This window comes from Pseudomonas sp. PME37.24/006 (assembly GCF_055556635.1).
Genome location: NZ_JBVHNL010000003.1, coordinates 260,582 through 279,930, shown reverse-complemented (window position 1 = coordinate 279,930; position 19,349 = coordinate 260,582). Strand labels below are relative to the sequence as shown.

Annotated in this window: 19 protein-coding genes and 1 pseudogene; 3 read left to right on the top strand and 17 right to left on the bottom strand. The window is 63.9% G+C overall.

Annotated elements, in window-relative coordinates; genetic code table 11:
• Positions 1-48 precede the first annotated feature (48 nt).
• From ACZ3GY_RS12190 to ccoN (ACZ3GY_RS12125), 14 genes and pseudogenes are all read right to left on the bottom strand, one after another.
• Positions 49-732 (bottom strand): sulfite exporter TauE/SafE family protein, encoded by a 684-nt coding sequence (locus ACZ3GY_RS12190; RefSeq protein WP_465910197.1) that lies wholly within the window; start codon positions 730-732, stop codon positions 49-51.
• Entirely contained in the window at positions 725-925 is a 201-nt protein-coding gene (gene ccoS / locus ACZ3GY_RS12185) for a cbb3-type cytochrome oxidase assembly protein CcoS (RefSeq protein ID WP_463565464.1), read from the bottom strand. The genes ACZ3GY_RS12190 and ccoS overlap by 8 nt, the downstream gene beginning before the upstream one ends.
• Positions 922-3,351: a heavy metal translocating P-type ATPase gene (locus ACZ3GY_RS12180; protein ID WP_465911029.1), complete on the bottom strand. Its 2,430-nt coding sequence runs from the start codon at positions 3,349-3,351 to the stop codon at positions 922-924. Before ACZ3GY_RS12180 ends, ccoS begins: the two co-directional genes overlap by 4 nt.
• Positions 3,351-3,857, bottom strand: a complete 507-nt coding sequence (locus ACZ3GY_RS12175) for a FixH family protein (RefSeq protein WP_465910196.1) — start codon at positions 3,855-3,857, stop codon at positions 3,351-3,353. The genes ACZ3GY_RS12180 and ACZ3GY_RS12175 overlap by 1 nt, the downstream gene beginning before the upstream one ends.
• A 111-nt stretch (positions 3,858-3,968) precedes the next feature.
• On the bottom strand, positions 3,969-5,378 hold the full coding sequence (gene ccoG, locus ACZ3GY_RS12170) for a cytochrome c oxidase accessory protein CcoG (RefSeq protein ID WP_465910195.1): 1,410 nt from the start codon (positions 5,376-5,378) through the stop codon (positions 3,969-3,971).
• A 180-nt stretch (positions 5,379-5,558) separates the two neighbouring features.
• Entirely contained in the window at positions 5,559-6,506 is a 948-nt protein-coding gene (ccoP, locus tag ACZ3GY_RS12165) for a cytochrome-c oxidase, cbb3-type subunit III (protein ID WP_465910194.1), read from the bottom strand.
• Positions 6,503-6,703 carry a cbb3-type cytochrome oxidase subunit 3 gene (locus tag ACZ3GY_RS12160; RefSeq protein WP_465910193.1) on the bottom strand — a complete coding sequence of 67 codons (201 nt, stop codon included), beginning with the start codon at positions 6,701-6,703 and terminating at the stop codon, positions 6,503-6,505. The genes ccoP (ACZ3GY_RS12165) and ACZ3GY_RS12160 overlap by 4 nt, the downstream gene beginning before the upstream one ends.
• Before the next feature lie 4 nt (positions 6,704-6,707).
• Positions 6,708-7,316 (bottom strand): cytochrome-c oxidase, cbb3-type subunit II, encoded by a 609-nt coding sequence (gene ccoO, locus ACZ3GY_RS12155; protein ID WP_465910192.1) that lies wholly within the window; start codon positions 7,314-7,316, stop codon positions 6,708-6,710.
• On the bottom strand, positions 7,313-8,767 hold the full coding sequence (ccoN, locus tag ACZ3GY_RS12150; protein WP_465910190.1) for a cytochrome-c oxidase, cbb3-type subunit I: 1,455 nt from the start codon (positions 8,765-8,767) through the stop codon (positions 7,313-7,315). Before ccoN (ACZ3GY_RS12150) ends, ccoO (ACZ3GY_RS12155) begins: the two co-directional genes overlap by 4 nt.
• A 325-nt stretch (positions 8,768-9,092) precedes the next feature.
• Entirely contained in the window at positions 9,093-9,542 is a 450-nt protein-coding gene (locus tag ACZ3GY_RS12145) for an REP-associated tyrosine transposase (RefSeq protein ID WP_465910189.1), read from the bottom strand.
• Positions 9,543-9,694: 152 nt separating this feature from the next.
• Positions 9,695-10,627, bottom strand: a pseudogene (gene ccoP, locus ACZ3GY_RS12140) (cytochrome-c oxidase, cbb3-type subunit III); the annotation flags it as partial.
• Positions 10,624-10,794 carry a cbb3-type cytochrome oxidase subunit 3 gene (locus ACZ3GY_RS12135; RefSeq protein ID WP_465911027.1) on the bottom strand — a complete coding sequence of 57 codons (171 nt, stop codon included), beginning with the start codon at positions 10,792-10,794 and terminating at the stop codon, positions 10,624-10,626. The pseudogene ccoP (ACZ3GY_RS12140) and the gene ACZ3GY_RS12135, both read right to left, overlap by 4 nt.
• 18 nt (positions 10,795-10,812) lie before the next feature.
• Positions 10,813-11,421 carry a cytochrome-c oxidase, cbb3-type subunit II gene (gene ccoO, locus ACZ3GY_RS12130; RefSeq protein WP_465910188.1) on the bottom strand — a complete coding sequence of 203 codons (609 nt, stop codon included), beginning with the start codon at positions 11,419-11,421 and terminating at the stop codon, positions 10,813-10,815.
• Positions 11,421-12,860 carry a cytochrome-c oxidase, cbb3-type subunit I gene (gene ccoN / locus ACZ3GY_RS12125; protein ID WP_465910187.1) on the bottom strand — a complete coding sequence of 480 codons (1,440 nt, stop codon included), beginning with the start codon at positions 12,858-12,860 and terminating at the stop codon, positions 11,421-11,423. Before ccoN (ACZ3GY_RS12125) ends, ccoO (ACZ3GY_RS12130) begins: the two co-directional genes overlap by 1 nt.
• A 101-nt stretch (positions 12,861-12,961) precedes the next feature.
• Between ccoN (ACZ3GY_RS12125) and ACZ3GY_RS12120 the strand changes: the two genes are divergently transcribed.
• Both ACZ3GY_RS12120 and ACZ3GY_RS12115 read left to right on the top strand, forming a co-directional pair.
• Positions 12,962-13,657 carry an alpha/beta family hydrolase gene (locus tag ACZ3GY_RS12120; protein WP_465911026.1) on the top strand — a complete coding sequence of 232 codons (696 nt, stop codon included), beginning with the start codon at positions 12,962-12,964 and terminating at the stop codon, positions 13,655-13,657.
• Between the two features lie 432 nt (positions 13,658-14,089).
• Positions 14,090-15,280: a sugar transporter gene (locus ACZ3GY_RS12115; protein ID WP_465910185.1), complete on the top strand. Its 1,191-nt coding sequence runs from the start codon at positions 14,090-14,092 to the stop codon at positions 15,278-15,280.
• Positions 15,281-15,312: 32 nt separating this feature from the next.
• Here the strand turns inward: ACZ3GY_RS12115 and mdaB are convergent, their stop codons facing one another.
• Complete coding sequence (gene mdaB, locus ACZ3GY_RS12110; RefSeq protein ID WP_463565454.1) at positions 15,313-15,903, bottom strand: NADPH:quinone oxidoreductase MdaB; 591 nt, start codon at positions 15,901-15,903, stop codon at positions 15,313-15,315.
• Positions 15,904-16,058: 155 nt separating this feature from the next.
• On the opposite strand from mdaB, the gene ACZ3GY_RS12105 reads away from it, so the two are divergent.
• Positions 16,059-16,370: a putative quinol monooxygenase gene (locus tag ACZ3GY_RS12105; protein ID WP_463565453.1), complete on the top strand. Its 312-nt coding sequence runs from the start codon at positions 16,059-16,061 to the stop codon at positions 16,368-16,370.
• 161 nt (positions 16,371-16,531) lie between these two features.
• On the opposite strand, the gene amaA is transcribed toward ACZ3GY_RS12105, so the two are convergent.
• Entirely contained in the window at positions 16,532-17,818 is a 1,287-nt protein-coding gene (amaA, locus tag ACZ3GY_RS12100) for an L-pipecolate oxidase (RefSeq protein ID WP_465910184.1), read from the bottom strand.
• A 13-nt stretch (positions 17,819-17,831) separates the two neighbouring features.
• Positions 17,832-19,322 carry an L-piperidine-6-carboxylate dehydrogenase gene (gene amaB, locus ACZ3GY_RS12095; protein ID WP_463565451.1) on the bottom strand — a complete coding sequence of 497 codons (1,491 nt, stop codon included), beginning with the start codon at positions 19,320-19,322 and terminating at the stop codon, positions 17,832-17,834.
• Between the last annotated feature and the right edge of the window lie 27 nt (positions 19,323-19,349).

Here is a 19,349-nt window from a genome sequence, read left to right as displayed (position 1 = left end):
GCAGCAGTAGCGCGACCGCTGGCGCGTCAGCAGATTGGGTCTGTTGCCTTAGTGCCCCATCAGCCAATGCTGGTGCGGGCCGGGCAGTGTCCACAGGCCGAACAGCATCACCAGCAGGCCGCCGGCCATGCGCACGCCACGCTGGCGCAGCAGGCGGCCCATGCGCTCGGCTGCCAGGCCGGTGGCCAGCAACACTGGCAAGGTGCCGATGCCGAATGCCAGCATCAAGGCGGCGCTGTGCAGGGCGTTGCCCTGGCTGGCCGCCCACAGCAGGGTGCTGTAGACCAGCCCGCAGGGCAGCCAGCCCCACAGGCCGCCGAGTACCAGCGCACGGGACGGGCTGGTGATCGGCATGAACCGGCGGGCAAGCGGCTGCAGATGTCGCCACAGGCCGCGGCCCAGCGCTTCGATGCGCGTCAGGCCGCTCCACCAGCCGGCCAGGTAGAGCCCCATGACGATCAGCAGCAGCCCGGCGATGCTTCGCAGTACGACCGCCAGCGGGCCGCTGGCCAGTGCCCAACCCGCCAGGCCGAGCAATAGTCCTGCGACGGCGTAACTGAGAATGCGACCGACGTTATAGGCCAGTAGCAGGCGCAAGCGCTGATCACGCTGCTCAGGAGGAATGGCCAGGGTCAGGGCGCTCATCAGCCCGCCGCACATGCCCAGGCAGTGGCCGCCGCCAAGCAGCCCGAGAATCAGCGCGGACAGCAAGTGCGGCAGCAGGTCAGTCATGGGGTTTCTGGTCTGGCTCGCATGCCTGCTTCACCGCCGCTTTGTGGCGCGGGTCATCGTCGTCGAAGAGGATGCGGTGGGCCGGGCTGTCGAGGTCGTCGTACTGGCCGCTGTCGACCGCCCAGAAGAACAGCCACACGGCAAAGGCGACCAGCAGCAGGGCAACGGGAATCAGGATGTACAACGCGGTCATGATGATTTCCCCAGGCGCAGCGCATTGAGCACCACCAGCAATGAGCTGAACGACATGCCCAGCGCGGCCCAGATCGGGGTGATCCAACCGAGGGCCGCGAAGGGCAGCACCAGGCCATTGTACAGCCCGGCCCAGGCCAGGTTCTCGATGATGATGGTGCGGGTGCGGCGAGCCAGGCGCAGGGCGTCGACCAGGCTGCCCAGGCGATTGGACAGCAGCACCGCATCCGCGCTGGTCTTCGCCAGGTCGGAGGCCGAGCCCATGGCCACGCTGATATCGGCTCCGGCGAGTACCGGGACGTCATTGACGCCATCGCCAAGCATCAGCACGCGCCGCCCTTGTGCTTGCAGGTCGCGGAGGATGGCCAGCTTGGCATCCGGTGTCAGACCACCCTGTGCTTGCTCGATACCCAGTTCAGTGGCCACTTCGCCGACCATGGGCGAACTGTCGCCGCTTAGCAGAAGAATCTGCCAGTTACGAGCACGGGCTGCCTTGATCAGCGCAGGGGCGTCGTCACGCAGGCGATCATCGAGGACGAACCAGGCCAGTGGGCCCTGTTCATCACCGAGCAGCAGCCACTGGCCCTGATCCCCCGGAATATCGGGTGCTGGGCTGGCGCCGAGGGTGCTGACGAATGCGGCCTGACCAATACGCAGCCGGCGGCCACCCACAGTGCCCTGCAAGCCCAGGCCGGGAAAACTCTGCAGCGCGTCGACAGGCGTTGTGGCCTGGCCAAAGGCACGGGCGATGGGGTGCTCGGACTGACTTTCCAGGGCGGCGCCGAGGGCCAGGCAGGCATCGCCATCCAGGCTGCCCAGCGGGTGCACGGCGCGCAGGGTGAGGCGGCCTTCGGTGAGGGTGCCGGTCTTGTCGACGATCAGCGTGTCGATCTGCTCCAGGCCTTCGAGTACGTGACCGCGAGTCAGCAACATGCCCTGTTTGTGCAGGGTGCCGGTGGCGGTGGTCAGGGCGGTTGGCGTGGCCAGGGCGAGGGCGCAGGGGCAAGTGGCGACCAGTAGGGCGAGCACAACCCAGAAAGCGCGCGACGGATCGAGCTGCCACCAGACCAGACCGACGACAGCGGCCACCACCAGAACGATCAACAGGAACCACTGGGCGACCCGGTCGGCTATTTCCGCCAGGCGCGGTTTTTCGCTCTGGGCGCGCTCCAGCAGGCGCACGATGGCCGACAGCCGGGAGGCGTCGCCCAGTGCCTGCACCTCGACGGTCAGCGGGCCTTCGACGTTGAGCGTGCCGGCCGTTACGCCATCACCGACCGTGCGGGGGTGCGGCAGGTATTCGCCGGTGAGCAGGGATTCGTCGACGCTGGAGTGGCCTTCCAGTACCCGGCCGTCCGCAGGCAGCAAGGCGCCGGGTGGTACCTGTACCCGGTCACCGACGCGCAGCTCACTGAGCAGGATGCGCTGGCTCTGGCCGCATTCATCCAGGCGCAGGCAGGAGGCCGGCAGCAACTTGGCCAGCTGCGCGGTCGCCGCTGCAGTGCGTTCCCGAGCGCGATGTTCCAGGTAGCGGCCGCTGAGCAGGAACAGGGCGAACATGCCCACCGCGTCGAAATACAGCTCGCCATGACCCGTGACGGTGGACCAGATGCCCGCGGCATAAGCGCCGCCGATGGCCAGCGAAACCGAGACGTCCATGCTCAGGTGGCGGGTGCGCAGGTCACGCAGGGCGCCACGGAAGAACTGGCCGCAGCAATAGAAGACGATGGGCGTGGTGAGAAACAGGCTGACCCAGCGCAGGATGCAGTCCAGCTCCGGGCTCAGGTCGACATTGAATTCCGGCCAGGTGGCCATGCTCGCCATCATCACCTGCATCCACAGCAGCCCGGCCACCCCCAGCTCGCGCATGGCGCGGCGGTTCTCCCGGGTCAACTGCTCGGCAGCGGCATCAGCCTGCCAGGGATGGGCGGCATAGCCGATACGGCGGATCGCGCCGAGCAGTTCGCTGAGCGGCAGGGTGCTCGCGTCCCAGCGCACCAGCAGGCGATGGTTGGACAGGTTGAGGTTGGCTTCGGCTACGCCCGTCAGGCCGTGCAGGTGTTTCTCGATCAGCCAGCCACAGGCCGCGCAACTGATGCCTTCGATGAGCAGGCTGGTTTCGCTCAGCTCGCCCTGATGTTCGACGAAGGGCTGCTGCACGTCGCTGCGGTCGTACAGTGCCAGCTCGTCCGGCAGTACCAGGGGCAAATGCCGAGGATTATTGGCGGTCTCGCTGCGGTGGCTGTAGTAATGCTCAAGGCCATTCAGCACGATGGTTTCGGCCACCGCCTGGCAACCGGGGCAGCACATTTCGCGGGATTGCCCCAATACCACGGCCTGGAAGTGCGTGCCCGTGGGCACAGGCAGAGCACAGTGGTAGCAGGGCGTGGGGACGGCCTGAGCAGTCCCGAGGGCTGGGGTGTCGATCAGGCTTCATCCCCGAGCTGGATGCTCTGACCAGGCTCTAAGGTTTCTTCCTCGAACAGGCGCCAGTCCTGGCCGCCTTCCTGGCCGATCAGCTCGACGAAGCGCCGGCCCTGTACGCTGTCCTGCAAGTTGCCGCGATACAGGCCTTCACCTTGATGCTGCAACACCACCCGGCGATCGCGCTCGGGCTGGGTGGGCGATACCAGGTTGAGCACCAGTTGCGCCGGCGCGCTGCTGCCCTGCAGGTGCAGCTCGGCAATGCCGCGCTGATCGTCGAGGTCGACGGTGGCGCGCAGTTGCAGGCGCACGGCCAGGTTCTCGCGCTCCAGCGACTGGTTGATGCCCTTGCCGACGTCGTAGTAATCGTCGGAGATCAGCCCCGGCGGGTTGCGTGTGGCCACGGTCAGCAGGGTCAGCCCCTGGATCACCGAGTAGCCGAGCAGGGCGATCAGGAACCACGGCCAGAACTGCTTGTACCAGGGGGCGGGTTGAGTATCTTCGTTCATGGTGCTCTGGTTCCTTGTATTCGTGAGCCACAAGCCTCAACCGGCGATGGCCTTGCAATCGAGATGGTGGACAAAAGAGCGCTGTCCACCCTACGCGAGCCTGCCGTTCAGCTATCTCACGCTCGGCCCGATAAACCGGCTGCTGGCGTCGTTGTGGATGCTCTCGTCATCGGTGGCGCGGATGCGGAAGGTGATCTCGTTGGTGCTGGATGGCAATTTTTCGGCATCGATGGACAGCTCCACCGGGATCGCCAGCACTTCGCCGGCCAGCGCGCGGACTTCGCGGCGGCCTTCGTAAACCAGGCCATCCAGGCCATCGGCCTCGATGCGGTAGACGACGTCCTGTTGTGCCTTGTTCATGATCTTCAGGGTATAGACGTTCTCGACTCGGCCCTGCTCGTTCTCCCGATAAAGTACCCGATCCTTGAGCACGTCCAGCTCCACCAGCGAGCGGTTGTTCAGCGCCCAGCCGAACACCGCGAACATGGCCAGCAACGCCACCGCATAGCCGATCAGGCGTGGGCGCAGCAGCTGGGTCTGCTGCCCGGAAAGGTTGTGCTCGGTGGTGTAGCTGATCAGCCCGCGCGGGTAGTTCATCTTGTCCATGATGCTGTCGCAGGCGTCGATGCATGCCGCGCAGCCGATGCATTCGATCTGCAGGCCATCACGGATGTCGATACCGGTCGGGCAGACCTGCACGCACAGGGTGCAGTCGATGCAGTCACCCAGGCCCTGGGTTTTGTAATCGGCGCTCTTCTTGCGCGCGCCGCGGGCTTCGCCACGACGCGGGTCGTAGGAAACGATCAGGGTGTCCTGGTCGAACATCACGCTCTGGAAGCGCGCGTAAGGACACATGTGAATGCACACCTGCTCGCGCAGCCAGCCGGCGTTGCCGTAGGTCGCGAGGGTGAAGAAGCCGATCCAGAACAGCGCCCAGCCTCCGGCCTCGAAGGTGATCAGTTCGCCGAGCAGCTCGCGGATCGGCGAGAAGTAGCCGACGAAGGTCACTGCGGTGATCAGCGAAACGCCCAGCCAGATGCCATGTTTGGCGAAGCGGCGCAGAAACTTGGCGGTGCTCATGGGCGCTTTTTCGAGCTTCATGCGCTGGTTGCGGTCGCCCTCGGTGACCTTTTCCGCCCACATGAAAATCCACGTGAACACGCTCTGCGGGCAGGTGTAGCCGCACCACACGCGGCCGGCAAAGACGGTGATGAAGAACAGCCCGAAGGCAGCGATGATCAACAGTGCCGAGAGCAGCACGAAATCCTGGGGCCAGTAGGTGGCGCCGAAGATGTGAAACTTGCGTTCCGGCAGGTTCCACCACACTGCCTGGTGGCCGTTCCAGTTCAGCCACACGGTGCCGAAGTAGAGGATGAACAGCAGCGCGCCGCCGGCCCGTCGCAGGTTGCGGTAGAAACCACTGAAGGCGCGGGTGTGGATTTTCTCGCGACTGGCATAGAGGTCAATGGTCTCGCCGGTGGCAGCGGGCGTGACGTTCTTGACGGGGATCTGTTGGCTCATCGAGGGCTACCACAACGGTTGGTCGGGCATGTCGCGACCGATACTTGCCGGTCGCAATCGTTCGCTGCGCCGATGGTACGCCTCCAGCCCTCGCAGGGCTTGCGGCTACCCGTCGCAGGGATCAGGCGTGACCATCCTAGGCGCAGCATCGAAACCCCGCCCTGACCCAGATCAGTGCGCTCAATCTTTCTCCTGATTTCGCTCCGCCGCGGGCTCTTTGTCACGCTGCGACAGGCTGTACACGTAGGCGGCCAGCAGGTGCACCTTGTCGTTGCCGAGAAAGTCCTCTTGCGCCGGCATCTGGCCGCTTCGACCGTAGCGGATGGTCTGCTGCACCCGAGCGAAGCTGGAGCCGTACAGCCAGGCCTTGTCGGTCAGGTTGGGCGCGCCAAGCACCTGCATGCCCTTGCCGTCGGGACCGTGGCACATGGCGCAGCTGCTGGCGTAAAGCTGTTTGCCGTTGTCCATATCCACGGCGATATCCGCCGGGTTCTCCAGGCCGGAGAGGCTGCGCGTGTAAGCGGTGACATCACGCACGCCGTCATCGCCCAGCACCTCCTGCCAGCCCGGCATCACGCCCTGGCGGCCCTGCATGATGGAGGTCTTGATGGTCTCCGGGTCGCCGCCGTACAGCCAGTCATCGTCGGTCAGGTTAGGAAAACCGAAGGCGCCCTTGGCATCGGAGCCGTGGCACACCGAGCAATGGTTGGCGAACAGGCGACCGCCTATTTTCAGCGCCCGCTCGTCCTTGGCCACATCGGCGATGGGCATGGCGGCGTACGTGGCGAACAGCGGGCCGTAACGGGCATCGGCGACGGCCATCTCGCGCTCCCATTGGGCGACTTGCGTCCAGCCGTCGTCATAGCCCGGCAGCAGCCCTCTGAAGTTGCCAAGGCCGGGGTAGAGCAGCAGGTAGCCAAAGGCGAAGATCAAGGTTCCGACGAACAACAGGAACCACCAGCGTGGCAGCGGGTTGTCGTATTCCTCGATGCCATCGAAGCTGTGGCCGACGGTCTGGTCGGTGTTGTCAGGGCGCTGGCCCTTGCGCGTGGCGAAGATAAGCCAGGTCACCGCCAGCAGCGTGCCGAGGGTGAGCAGGGCCACGTAGAAGCCCCAGAAGGTGCTCATGGCCTGTCGCTCCCAGCACCATCGTCGTTGTCCTTGCGGGCCTCCGGCTCATCGGCGAAGGGCAGGTTGGCTGCCTCGTCGAAGCTGGATTTGCGCTTGTTGCTGTAGGCCCACAGCACCACGGCGACGAAAGCGATGAACACCACGGCGGTGCCGATGCCGCGGATAGTGCCGATGTCGGTCAGGAAGGCTGGCATGGGCTCACCGCTTGTTCTGAATGGCGGTGCCGAGCACCTGCAGATAAGCGACCAGCGCATCCAGCTCGCTGCGCCCCTCGACCGCTTCCCCGGCCTTGGCGATGTCCTGATCGCTGTAGGGAATGCCGAAGTCGCGCATGACCTTCATCTTCTCGGCGGTCAGTGCGCCATCCAACTTCTTCTCGGCGAGCCAGGGGTAGGCCGGCATCTTCGATTGCGGTACCAGGTCGCGCGGGTTGAGCAGGTGCACGCGGTGCCAGTCGTCTGGGTAACGGCCGCCCACTCGTGCCAGATCCGGCCCGGTGCGCTTGGAGCCCCACAGGAAGGGATGATCCCAGACGCTTTCACCGGCTACCGAATAGTGGCCGTAGCGTTCGGTCTCGGCGCGGAACGGACGAATCATCTGCGAATGGCAGCCGACGCAACCTTCCTTGATGTACACGTCGCGGCCTTCGAGTTGCAGCGCGGTGTAGGGCTTCATGCCAGCGACGGGTTCGTTGACGACATCCTGGAAGAACAGCGGGACGATCTGCGTCAGGCCGCCGATGCTCACGGCAATGACCATCAGCAGGGTCATCAGGCCAAGGTTCTTTTCGATCAGGTCGTGTTTCATCCGTTGGCACTCCCTGACTGGGCAACGGGAATCCGTGCGGCGGCATCGTACTGCGCCGGCTGGGCGGCGCCGATGGTGCGCCAGGTGTTCCAGGCCATCAGCAGCATGCCGCTGAAGAAGATCGCGCCGCCGATCATGCGCACCACGTAGCCGTTATGGCTGGCGTCCAGGGACTCGATGAAGGAGTAGGTGAGCGTGCCGTCTTCGTTAACCGCACGCCACATCAGGCCCTGGGTGATGCCGTTGACCCACATCGCGACGATGTACAGCACGGTGCCGACGGTGGCCAGCCAGAAGTGCACGTGGATCGCCGCCAGGCTGTGCATCTGCTCGCGGCCGAACACTCTGGGAATCAGGTGATAGAGCGAGCCGATGGTGATCATCGCTACCCAGCCGAGCGCCCCGGCATGAACGTGGCCGATGGTCCAGTCGGTGTAGTGGGACAGAGCGTTGACCGTCTTGATGGCCATCATCGGGCCTTCGAAGGTCGACATGCCATAGAACGCCAGGGACACCACCAGAAAGCGCAGGATCGGATCGGTGCGCAACTTATGCCAGGCACCGGAGAGGGTCATCATGCCGTTGATCATGCCGCCCCAGCTCGGTGCCAGCAGGATGATCGACATCACCATGCCCAGGCTCTGCGCCCAGTCTGGCAAGGCGGTGTAGTGCAGATGGTGCGGGCCGGCCCAGATGTACAGGGTGATCAGTGCCCAGAAGTGCACGATGGACAGGCGATAGGAGTAGATCGGTCGCGCCGCCTGCTTCGGCACGAAGTAATACATCATCCCCAGAAAACCGGTGGTGAGGAAGAAGCCCACGGCGTTGTGCCCATACCACCACTGGATCATCGCATCGGTGGCGCCGGCATACGCCGAGTACGACTTGAACAGGCTGACCGGCACCGCTGCGCTGTTGACCACGTGCAGCATCAGGGTGACCAGGATGAAGGCCCCGTAAAACCAGTTGGCGACATAGATGTGGCGCGTCCTGCGCCTGGCGATGGTGCCGAAGAACACCACCACGTAGGCCAGCCAGACGATGCCCAGAAGGATATCGATCGGCCATTCCAGCTCGGCGTATTCCTTGCTGCTGGTGTAGCCCATCGGCAGGCTGATCACCGCCGCGACGATCACCGCCTGCCAGCCCCAGAAAGTGAAGGCCGCCAGGCGGTCGGACATTAGCCGGACCTGGCAGGTGCGCTGCACCACGTAATAGCTGGTGGCGAACAGCGCGCTGCCGCCAAAGGCGAAGATCACCGAATTGGTGTGCAGCGGGCGCAGGCGGCCGAAGCTCGTCCACTCCATGCCCAGGTTCAACTGCGGCCACACCAGCTGCGCTGCGATGAACACGCCCAGCGCCATGCCGACCACGCCCCAGACCACCGTCATCACCGCGAACTGGCGGACGACCTTGTAGTTGTAGGCAGCCGGACTGCTTGCTGGGCTCATGCTGGGTTCCACGCTGGGCTGGGTGCTGCGGATGGGGCGATAGATATTTTGGGCGGCGCGAGTATCCCCGACCGGCAGGGGCGGTGCAATGCGTCGGAAATATGCGGAAAGCGCTCTGTAGTGAGCTTTGCTGTGTTTCGAGAGGAGGCGCGGCCAGTGCAGGCGGGCCTGTCGGGCGGAAGGGGGTTACCGTGGGGGCCTGTATCTTGTGGGAGGGGCTTTAGCCCCGAGCTTTATTTAGTACAAAGAGCTCGGGGCTAAAGCCCCTCCCACGGTTGCGATAGTTAAAGTTGCTGGAGTCGGGCCGAAAATATTGAGCAGATTTTCAGAGCCACACTGCATCCCAAAAAGGGTAATCGCCGATATGTTTTACCAGGCCCGCACGTAGAGGATTGGCAACGATGTATCGTGCAGTTGGCAGTATGTCCTCCTCACGGCGTAGCGCTCTGTCATGGAAACCCTCCTGCCAGAGTTTGCCTTGGCGGCCGAGCCGACTATTCACCTGCAAGGCGCTGCGTCCTTTGACGCGATGCATCAATTCGCTGAGCGAGCCTTGTTGCAGGGATACCAGCCAGTGCAGGTGATCTGGCATGACTACCCAGGCGAGCGACTCAGCCAGTCCTGATGCCTGGGCATGATGCAACTCGCGAATGAGGAGACGAGCGGGCGCCAGGTCGGCAAAGATCGCCTGGCGATTTTCGACAGTGGCCGTGAGCAGGTAGATCTGGTTGGTTAGAGAGATTCGGCCTTTGCGCAAACTGACTGAGTGGGGCATTCCGTTGCCTCCTGAGTAGGTAAAGCAACGGTAGCTGATAGATGGCGACCTGCGGGAGTGATCTCGTAGGAGCGGCTTTAGCCGCGAGCTTTATCGCCCGACCAGACACAAAAGAGCTCGCGGCTAAAGCCGTTCCTACAAGTGCGCATTATTCGCCTGGTTGCGGTTTGCGGTTTGCGGCTCAGGCTCAGCACGTAGGCCGCCAGCAGATGCACCTTGTCGTTACCCAGATACTGCTCCTGGGCCGGCATCTGACCATTGCGGCCGTAGCGGATGGTCTGCTGCAGCTGCGCCAGGCTGGAGCCGTAGATCCAGCCACCCGGGTGCGTCAGGTCTGGTGCGCCAAGCAAGGCCATACCGCTGCCAGTCGGGCCATGGCAGGCCACGCAGGTGCTGTCGTACAGTTGCTTGCCCTTGTCCAGATCGGCATTGCTGCCTTCCGGCAATGGCAGCTTGGCCATGCCATTGCGCACATAAGCCGCCACGTTGCGCACGCCGTCGTCACCGAGCACTTCGCCCCAGGCCGGCATTGTGCCGATGCGCCCGTTGAGGATGGTGGTCTTGATGGTTTCGGCATCGCCGCCCCAGCGCCAGTGCTGATCCGTCAGGTTGGGAAAGCCCACCGCGCCCTTGGCATCCGAGCCATGGCAGATCGAGCAATAGGTGGCGAACAGCCGACCGCCCATCTTCAGTGCCTGTTCGTCCTGCGCCACCTGCTCCAGCGGCATGGCCGAGTACTTGGCGAAGATCGGCCCGTATTGAGCATCGGCCTTGGCCACTTCGCGCTCCCACTGGGCGACTTGCGTCCAGCCGTCTTCATAGCCTGGCAGCAGGCCCTTGAAGTTGCCTAGGCCGGGATACAGCGCCAGGTAGCCGGCTGCGAAGATCAGCGTGCCGAGAAACAGCATGAACCACCAGCGCGGTAGGGGATTGTCGTATTCCTCGATGCCGTCGAAGGAATGACCCATGGTCTGATCGGTGGTGTTTTTGCGCTCGCCTTTACGAGTGGCGAACAGCAGCCAGAACAACGCGACCAGGCTGCCAACGGTTAGCAGCGTGATGTACCAGCTCCAGAAGGTAGTCATGGGGTGTCATTCCTCGATGCCGCTTTGTTGGGTTCATCGGCGAAGGGCAGGTTGGCCGCATCGTCGAAGGCCTTGGCGCGTTTGCCGCTATATGCCCAGAGCGTTACGCAGGTGAACGCGATGAAAACCAGTGCTGTGCCGATGCCACGCAGTAAACCGATGTCGATAAAGTCGAAAAGCACGGGTCACCTCTTGTTTTTCAAGGCAGTGCCAAGCACTTGCAGGTAGGCGACGAGGGCGTCCATCTCGGTCTTGCCCTTCACCGCAGCGGTTGCGCCGGCGATGTCTTCGTCCGTGTAGGGCACGCCGAGAAAGCGCATGGCTTTGATCTTGGTGGGCGTGTCCTTGCCGTCCAGCACGTTCTCGACCAGCCACGGGTAGGAAGGCATCTTCGACTCCGGTACCACGTTGCGCGGGTTGTAGAGGTGCGCGCGGTGCCACTCATCCGAGTAGCGGCCGCCGACGCGCGCCAGATCCGGCCCGGTGCGTTTCGAGCCCCACAGGAAGGGGTGATCCCACACGCTTTCACCGGCTACCGAGTAGTGGCCGTAGCGCTCGGTTTCGGCGCGGAACGGGCGGATCATCTGCGAGTGGCAACCCACGCAGCCTTCCTTGATGTACACGTCGCGGCCTTCGAGCTGCAGCGCGGTGTAGGGCTTCATGCCGGCGACCGGCTCGTTGACCACATCCTGGAAGAACAGCGGGACGATCTGCGTCAGCCCGCCGATGCTCACGGCGAACACCATCAGCAGGGCCATCAGGCCGACGTTCTTTTCGATGATTTCGTGTTTCATCAGTGGGCTCCCTGTACCGAGAACTGCGCGGCCGCTTCCAGCTCTTCCGGCTTGCTGGCGCGCACGGTCTGCCAGGTGTTCCAGGCCATCAGCAGCATGCCGGCGAAGAAGATCGCGCCGCCGATCACCCGCACCACGAAGCCGGGGTGGCTGGCCTCCAGTGCCTCGACGAAGGAGTAGGTGAGCGTGCCGTCGCTGTTCACTGCACGCCACATCAGGCCCTGGGCGATGCCGTTGACCCACATCGAGGCGATGTACAGCACGGTGCCGATGGTGGCGAGCCAGAAGTGCGCGTTGATCAGGCCGATGCTGTGCATCTGCTCACGGCCGAACACCTTGGGAATCATGTGGTACAGCGAGCCGATGGAGACCATGGCGACCCAGCCGAGGGCGCCGGCATGCACGTGGCCGATGGTCCAGTCGGTGTAGTGGGACAGGGCGTTGACGGTCTTGATGGCCATCATCGGCCCCTCGAAGGTCGACATGCCGTAGAACGCCAGGGACACCACCAGAAAACGCAGGATCGGATCCGTGCGCAACTTATGCCAGGCGCCCGACAGGGTCATCATTCCGTTGATCATGCCGCCCCAACTCGGCGCCAGCAGCACCAGCGACATCACCATGCCAAGCGACTGCGCCCAGTCCGGCAGCGCGGTGTAGTGCAGGTGGTGCGGGCCGGCCCAGATGTACAGGGTGATCAGCGCCCAGAAGTGCACGATCGACAGGCGATACGAGTACACCGGGCGCCCGGCCTGCTTGGGCACGAAGTAGTACATCATCCCCAGGAAGCCGGCAGTCAGGAAGAAACCCACCGCATTGTGGCCGTACCACCACTGGATCATCGCGTCGGTGGCACCGGCATACAGCGAATAGGATTTGGTCAGCGTGACCGGCACTTCCAGGTTGTTGACCACGTGCAGCAGCGCCACGGTGAGGATGAACCCGCCGAAGAACCAGTTGCCGACGTAGATATGGCTGACGTTGCGTTTGATGATGGTGCCGAAGAACACGATCGCGTAGCTGACCCAGACGATGGTGATCAGGATGTCGATCGGCCATTCCAGCTCGGCGTATTCCTTGGAACTGGTGTAGCCCAGCGGCAGGGTGATGGCCGCCAGCAGGATCACCAGTTGCCAGCCCCAGAACGTGAAGGCCGCCAGCTTGGGCGCGAACAGCGTGGCCTGGGAGGTGCGCTGTACGGCATAGTAACTGGTGGCGAACAGGGCACAGCCGCCGAAGGCGAAGATCACCGCGTTGGTGTGCAGCGGGCGCAAACGGCCGAAGCTCGTCCAGGGCAGGTCGAAGTTGAGCCACGGCCAGGCGAGCTGTGCTGCGATAAGCACGCCGAGCCCCATCCCGACGATGCCCCACACCACCGTCATGATGGCGAATTGGCGAACCACCTTGTAGTTATAGGCGGAACTGGTTGTTGTGTTCATGTCTGGGTTTCCATCCACGGTTATGGGCAGATCATCTGCAGCCCCCACGCGGATCGGAATGACCGCACGGTAACAGAGGGCTTTTTATGAGCGAGGCAAGCATGCGAGAAGGGCAGCAGAGCGGTATTGACGCCGGTCAACAGGCACAGGGAAGTCCAGCGACAGAGCTGATGTGGGATCGGCCTGCGGGCGACAGCCTGGGCACACTCATCCTCGCCCATGGCGCCGGCGCGCCGATGGACAGCGATTTCATGAACCTGATGGCAGAGAAACTGGCGGCCCGTGGGCTGACGGTGGTGCGTTTCGAGTTCGACTACATGGCCGCGCGCCGGCAGGACGGCAAGAAACGCCCACCCAATCCCCAGGCCAAACTGCTCGAGCGCTGGCGTGAGGTACATGCTGCCGTGCGACAACAGGTCACCGGGCCGCTGGCCATCGGCGGCAAGTCCATGGGCGGTCGCATGGCCAGCCTGCTGGCCGACGAGCTGGGCGCGGATCGGCTGATCTGTCTGGGCTATCCCTTCCACGCCATCGGCAAGGCCGACAAACCCCGCACCGCCCACCTGGCCGACCTGAAAACCCCAACCCTGATCGTCCAGGGCGAACGCGACGCCATGGGCGACCGCCATACCGTGGCGAGCTATCAGTTGTCACGAGCCATCGAGCTGTTCTGGCTGACCGCCGGCGATCACGACCTCAAACCATTGAAGGCCTCTGGTTATAGTCATGAGCAGCATTTGGAGTCGGCCGCCGATGCCGTAGCGGCATTTCTTACGCAGGACGCCGCCGGCCATTGAGCCGCGGGGCAAGTGGGTCGGATCTTCGCGGCTTGGATTCGCAAAGGAATCAAGAATGGGTGATCGCGGCGTATGGCCGTGAGGGCGCATGAAACGTAGGGTGCATGTCGCGAGATAAGGTTATTTAAGCAAGAAGTGTTCTTTCTGCAGACCGGCTATCGCCCGGCGTTACAACGCCTTCGCGACCATATTGTCGACGTGCCTGGCCGAGCGTAGAATCGCCGCCGCAGGCCATCCCTATACCTATAATTTTCCGCTCTCGCATCCGCCACTCCCCGCGTTCATCGCCCCGGGAGCGCGAGCTGCCGTGTGCGTGTTCGTCGTGTATGGGGCTCTATTTTTTCGTTCGCTTCCTACAGCCGTTCGCTGCCCTCCAGGCTGCGGGCGAAAGGCCGTTGTAGCCAGCGTTCCCCAAGGGCGGATATCACCCGAATGAACACACCCGAGCAGGCGCACAGCGGTAGCTGGCTGAGCGTGATTGCACTGGCGCTGGGCGCCTTCATTTTCAACACCACCGAATTCGTGCCGGTGGGCTTGCTGAGCCAGATCGGCCACAGCTTTGACATGACCACCGCGAGCGTCGGCCTGATGCTGACCATCTATGCCTGGGTGGTGGCGCTGGCGTCGCTGCCGCTGATGCTGCTGACCCGCAATATCGAGCGGCGCAAGCTGTTGGCTTTCGTGTTCATGCTGTTCATCGCCAGCCACGTGCTGTCGGGGATCGCCTGGAGCTTCAGCGTGCTGATGGTCAGCCGTATCGGCATCGCCCTGGCCCATGCGCTGTTCTGGGCGATTACCGCGTCCCTGGCGATCCGCGTGGCACCTGAAGGCAAGCAGGCGCAAGCCCTCGGTTTGCTGGCGACCGGCAGCGCCCTGGCCATGGTGCTGGGCATTCCTCTGGGCCGCGTTATCGGCGAGGTGCTGGGCTGGCGTACCACCTTTACCGTGATCGCCGTGGTGGCGGGCATGGTGGTGCTGTGCCTGATGAAGAACCTGCCGCTGCTCCCAAGCCAGAACTCCGGCTCGCTGCGCAGCCTGCCGGTGCTGTTCAAGCGCCCGGCGCTGGTCACCGTGTACGTGCTCACCGCGCTGGTGATTACCGCCCACTTCACCGCGTATACCTACATCGAGCCGTTCGCGCTGGAAGTGGCGGGTATCGCTGGAGACATGATCACCGTACTGCTACTGCTGTTCGGCTGTGCCGGCATCATCGGTTCCATCCTGTTCAGCCGCTACAGCGCACGATACCCGCGCGGTTTCGTGATCGCGGCGATCAGCGTGCTGAGCCTGTGCATGCTGTTCCTGCTGCCAGTGGCTCGCGAACATGCTTACCTGGCGACGCTGAGCGTGGTCTGGGGCATCGCCATGATGTGCTTCGGTCTGGCGCTGCAGGCCAAGGTGCTGAACCTGGCCTCGGACGCCACCGATGTGGCCATGGCGCTGTTTTCCGGCATCTTCAATATCGGCATCGGCGGCGGTGCCTTGCTCGGCAGCGTGGTGAGCAGCCAACTGGGCGTGGCCAATGTGGGCATCGTCGGCGGTATGCTCGGTATTGGCGGTTTGCTACTGTGCTGCGTGACCACCTATCACTTTTCCAGGCCGCTCAAGCCGCAATTGCTCTGAGCGGCGCAGCAGCTTTTAAGCCTGGGTCGTTTTCAGGCGTCTACCTGAACGATCCGCGCCAGATGTTCCCGGTAAAGGCTCACGTCGCGCTCGACGTCGGGGCGCTTCATCACGTCCACGCAGAGGAAGGTCGGCAGGGCGCTCATGCCGAGGAACTGCTGAGACTTGTGGAACGGGAAGTAGACGGCATCCACGCCCTTGCCTTCGAAGAAGTCGCTGGGGTCGTCGAAGGCCTGCTGCGGGGCGTTCCAGGTGAGCGAGAGCATGTACTGTTTGCCGTGGATCAGGCCGCCGCTGCCGTACTTCTGCGAGGCATCGGAGCGGGTGCGACCATCGCTGGCGTACAGGCTGCCGTGGCCTTCGGTGAACACTTCGTCGATGTATTTCTTGACGATCCACGGCGCGCCCATCCACCAACCTGGCATCTGGTAGATCACCACGTTGGCCCAGAGGAATTTCTGCACCTCTTCGGCGACGTCATAACCCCCGTCGATCTCGGTGGTCTTGAACTCGACGCCGGCCCCGTCGAGAAACGCTGCGGCGGTTTCATGCAGGGTGCGGTTGAGTCGACCATCGGAATGGGCGAACTGCTTGCCGCCATTGAGGAGCAGAATCTTCTTCATGCTGGGTTACCCGTAACTGATTGAATGGCGCCAGGTTACGGGCTCCCGTGCAGGGGAAAAATGCCTGCATGGGCAAATCACCATTGACTGAAAAGCATGAATCTCCCGCTATTTGCTGTTGTAGGGTGCAAATGGCATTCACCACGGAGATTCCCATGTACGGCTTCATCCTTCACGCCCATACCCGCCCGGAACGGGCCGAGGCCTTCGAGCAGTTGTTCCGCGCCCATGTCGAGCCAAGTCGCGCCGAGCCCGGCTGCATCGAGTACCACATGCTGCGCGATGCGCAGGATCCTACGCTGTTCATCTTCTTCGAGGTCTGGCAGTCCCGCGAGCACCTAGCGGTGCACAGCGCCTTGCCGCACATGCGCGACTTCCATGAGCGGCGCATGGAGTACCTGCGCCGGGATTTCGAGATTCGCGAGATCGAGATGCTCAGTCCGGCGTCAGCCAGCCTGGCGGATTGACGCCCAGCCACCCATCGCCGGCAAGCCGGCTCCTACAGGATCTGGGTTACCGCCAGTGCGTAGGAGCTGGCTTGCCGGCGATTGGGCCTCAGGCCTGCAGCGTGTGCCCACCTCGTGCAGGGGAGCAATGCGACCCTATTGGAGCGCTGCTTCGAGGTGGCTCACAGAATGACCCGCAGGCACTGGCCGGCGTGATACAGCGAGAAGCCGGTCTCGTACATGCTGCTGCGCAGCTCTGCGCCGCGCAGTGCCTGCATGGGTGAGAAGGGAATGGGCAGCGCTGCGCTGTCGTCGCTCAACAGGAATTGCGCCAGGGCTTTGCCGACCACCGTACCGGTGGTGTTGCCACGGCCGTTGTAGCCTGTGACCGCGACCAGCCCGGGCGCAGGCTCGAAAAGACGCATCAGGTGATCGGGGGTGAAGTCGATGCAGCCCGTCCAGTGCAGCTGCCATTCGACCTTGCCCAGCGCCGGGAAGTAGTGCTGCTGGATGCGGTCGGCCCAGCCGCGGATGAACCAGTCCGGCTTGTTGTTGGCGCGCCCCATGCTGCCCAGCAACAGGCGGCCATCGGCGTCGCGGCGGATGCTGCTGAGCACTGTACGCGTGTCCCAGGAACCCTGGCCGTGGCGCAGTACCTGATCGGCCGCAGCGCCCTGCAGTGGCACCGAGGCGACCTGGTAGTAATAGCCGCGGAAATAGTGACGCTGCAGCTCCGTCCATTCGCCCTCGGTGTAAGCGCCTGTGGAGATGATCACCTTCTGCGCGTTCACCGCGCCCTGGCCGCTGCGTACCTGCCAGGCATCACCAGAACGGGTCAGCGCTTTTACCAGGGAGTGTTGGTGGATGCGCCCACCGAGACGCATGACGGCGCGGGCCAGGCCCATGGTGTAGGCCATTGGGTTGATGGTGCCGGCGCGGCGGTCAAGCAGCGCGCCGGTGATCTTGTCGGTGCCGCAGTAGTCGGCACAGGCCGCTCCCGTGAGTAGTTCGACATCGGCACCGCGCCGCCGCCACTGCGCTTCGCGATCCTTGAGGTCGGCCAGGCCGGCGGCGTTGTGCGCCATGTGCAGGGTGCCATCGTTGCGTGCCTGGCAGTCGATGCCAAGGCGCTGGATCTGCGCGAACACCGCGGCGGGCGCCTGACCGAGCACCTCGTTGAGGCGGCTGCCGTGGCGCTGGCCCAGGGTGGCCTCGACATCATCGGGCTTGATCCAGGTACCCGCGTTGACCAGGCCGACGTTGCGCCCCGAGCCGCCGTGGCCCACTTCATGGGCGTCGAGCACGCAGACCGTGCGCCCCTGTTCGAGCAGGTGCAAGGCGGCCGACAGCCCGGTGATGCCGGCGCCGATGATGCAGACATCTGCCTGCACATCGCCATTCAGCGGCCCGGACAATGATTCGCGCGGCGTAAGCGTTTCCCACAGACAGGCATGCTGCAATTGACGCATGGCGCGACCTCGCTCAGTCGAAAACGATGCCCTGGGCCAGGGGTAGCTGGCGCGAGTAATTGACGGTGTTGGTCTGCCGGCGCATATAGGCCTTCCAGGCGTCGGAGCCGGATTCGCGACCGCCGCCGGTTTCTTTTTCGCCCCCGAAGGCGCCGCCGATTTCCGCACCGCTGGTGCCGATATTCACGTTGGCGATGCCGCAGTCGCTGCCCGAGGCACTCTGGAAGCGCTCGGCTTCGCGTACGTCGAGGGTGAAGATGCACGACGACAGGCCCTGGGGCACGTCATTGTTCAGCGTCAGGGCATCCTCGAACTCGTCGTAGCTCAGCACGTAGAGAATAGGCGCAAAGGTTTCATGGCGTACGACGTCGGTCTGGCCGGGCATTTCGACGATGGCCGGGCTGACGTAATAGGCATCCGGGTAGCGCTCCTGCAGCTGGCGCTCGCCGCCGAATACCGTGCCGCCTTCGTCGCGGGCGCGGGCCAGGGCGCTCTGCATGGCGTCGAAGGCCTGCTTGTCCATCAGCGGGCCGACCAGGTTGTCCTGACGCGGATCGCCGATGCGCACCTTGCCGTAGGCCGCCTTGAGGCGGGTGACCACTTCGTCCTTGACCGAGCGGTGGGCGATCAGACGACGCAGCGTAGTGCAGCGCTGCCCTGCGGTGCCGACGGCGCTAAACAGGATGCCGCGCACGGCAAGGTCGAGATCGGCGCTGGGCGCCAGGATCATCGCGTTGTTGCCGCCCAGTTCGAGGATGCTGCGACCGAAGCGCGCTGCCACCCGCGGCCCGACTTCGCGGCCCATGCGGGTGCTGCCGGTGGCGCTGATCAGCGGCACGCGAGCATCGTCGACCAGTGCCTCACCCGCTTCACGGTCGCCGATGATCAGCTGTGCCAGGCCTTGCGGCGCGTCGCCGAACCGCTTCAGCGCCTTGTCGAACAGGGCTTGGGAGGCGAGGGCGGTCAGCGGGGTCTTTTCCGAGGGCTTCCAGATCACCGCATTACCGGCTACCAGCGCCAGGGTGGTGTTCCAGGCCCAGACCGCGACCGGAAAATTGAAGGCGCTGATCACCCCGACCACACCCAGCGGGTGCCAGGTCTCGCGCATATGGTGGCCGGGGCGTTCGGAGGCGATGGTCAGGCCGTACAGCTGGCGCGACAGGCCGACGGCGAAGTCACAGATGTCGATCATCTCCTGCACTTCACCCAGGCCTTCCTGGGTGATCTTGCCGGCCTCGATGGACACCAGTTCGCCCAGTGCAGCCTTATGCTCGCGCAGCACCTCACCGAAGATACGCACCAGCTCGCCGCGGCGAGGGGCAGGCACGTCACGCCAGGCCAGAAATGCCTGGTGGCCGGTGGCGATCTTGGCGCGCACTGCTTCGGCATTTTCCAGCGTCACGCCGGCGAGCCGGCTACCGTCGATTGGCGTGTAGACGGCATGTTCGCCGCTCTGGAAGGCGTGTGCCTCTACACCGAGGCTTTCGAGCAGTTGACCGAGCATCGTTCTCTCCTGCGTTGCAGCCTGGCG

What these genes read in the sequence shown, in the direction of transcription:
- ACZ3GY_RS12190 (WP_465910197.1), bottom strand. Translation starts at nt 732, where the DNA reads ATGACTGACCTGCTGCCGCACTTGCTGTCCGCGCTGATTCTCGGGCTG.
- ccoS (WP_463565464.1), bottom strand. Translation starts at nt 925, where the DNA reads ATGACCGCGTTGTACATCCTGATTCCCGTTGCCCTGCTGCTGGTCGCC.
- ACZ3GY_RS12175 (WP_465910196.1), bottom strand. Translation starts at nt 3,857, where the DNA reads ATGAACGAAGATACTCAACCCGCCCCCTGGTACAAGCAGTTCTGGCCG.
- ccoG (WP_465910195.1), bottom strand. Translation starts at nt 5,378, where the DNA reads ATGAGCCAACAGATCCCCGTCAAGAACGTCACGCCCGCTGCCACCGGC.
- ccoP (WP_465910194.1), bottom strand. Translation starts at nt 6,506, where the DNA reads ATGAGCACCTTCTGGGGCTTCTACGTGGCCCTGCTCACCCTCGGCACG.
- ACZ3GY_RS12160 (WP_465910193.1), bottom strand. Translation starts at nt 6,703, where the DNA reads ATGCCAGCCTTCCTGACCGACATCGGCACTATCCGCGGCATCGGCACC.
- ccoO (WP_465910192.1), bottom strand. Translation starts at nt 7,316, where the DNA reads ATGAAACACGACCTGATCGAAAAGAACCTTGGCCTGATGACCCTGCTG.
- ccoN (WP_465910190.1), bottom strand. Translation starts at nt 8,767, where the DNA reads ATGAGCCCAGCAAGCAGTCCGGCTGCCTACAACTACAAGGTCGTCCGC.
- ACZ3GY_RS12145 (WP_465910189.1), bottom strand. Translation starts at nt 9,542, where the DNA reads ATGCCCCACTCAGTCAGTTTGCGCAAAGGCCGAATCTCTCTAACCAAC.
- ccoO (WP_465910188.1), bottom strand. Translation starts at nt 11,421, where the DNA reads ATGAAACACGAAATCATCGAAAAGAACGTCGGCCTGATGGCCCTGCTG.
- ccoN (WP_465910187.1), bottom strand. Translation starts at nt 12,860, where the DNA reads ATGAACACAACAACCAGTTCCGCCTATAACTACAAGGTGGTTCGCCAA.
- ACZ3GY_RS12120 (WP_465911026.1), top strand. Translation starts at nt 12,962, where the DNA reads ATGCGAGAAGGGCAGCAGAGCGGTATTGACGCCGGTCAACAGGCACAG.
- ACZ3GY_RS12115 (WP_465910185.1), top strand. Translation starts at nt 14,090, where the DNA reads ATGAACACACCCGAGCAGGCGCACAGCGGTAGCTGGCTGAGCGTGATT.
- mdaB (WP_463565454.1), bottom strand. Translation starts at nt 15,903, where the DNA reads ATGAAGAAGATTCTGCTCCTCAATGGCGGCAAGCAGTTCGCCCATTCC.
- ACZ3GY_RS12105 (WP_463565453.1), top strand. Translation starts at nt 16,059, where the DNA reads ATGTACGGCTTCATCCTTCACGCCCATACCCGCCCGGAACGGGCCGAG.
- amaA (WP_465910184.1), bottom strand. Translation starts at nt 17,818, where the DNA reads ATGCGTCAATTGCAGCATGCCTGTCTGTGGGAAACGCTTACGCCGCGC.
- amaB (WP_463565451.1), bottom strand. Translation starts at nt 19,322, where the DNA reads ATGCTCGGTCAACTGCTCGAAAGCCTCGGTGTAGAGGCACACGCCTTC.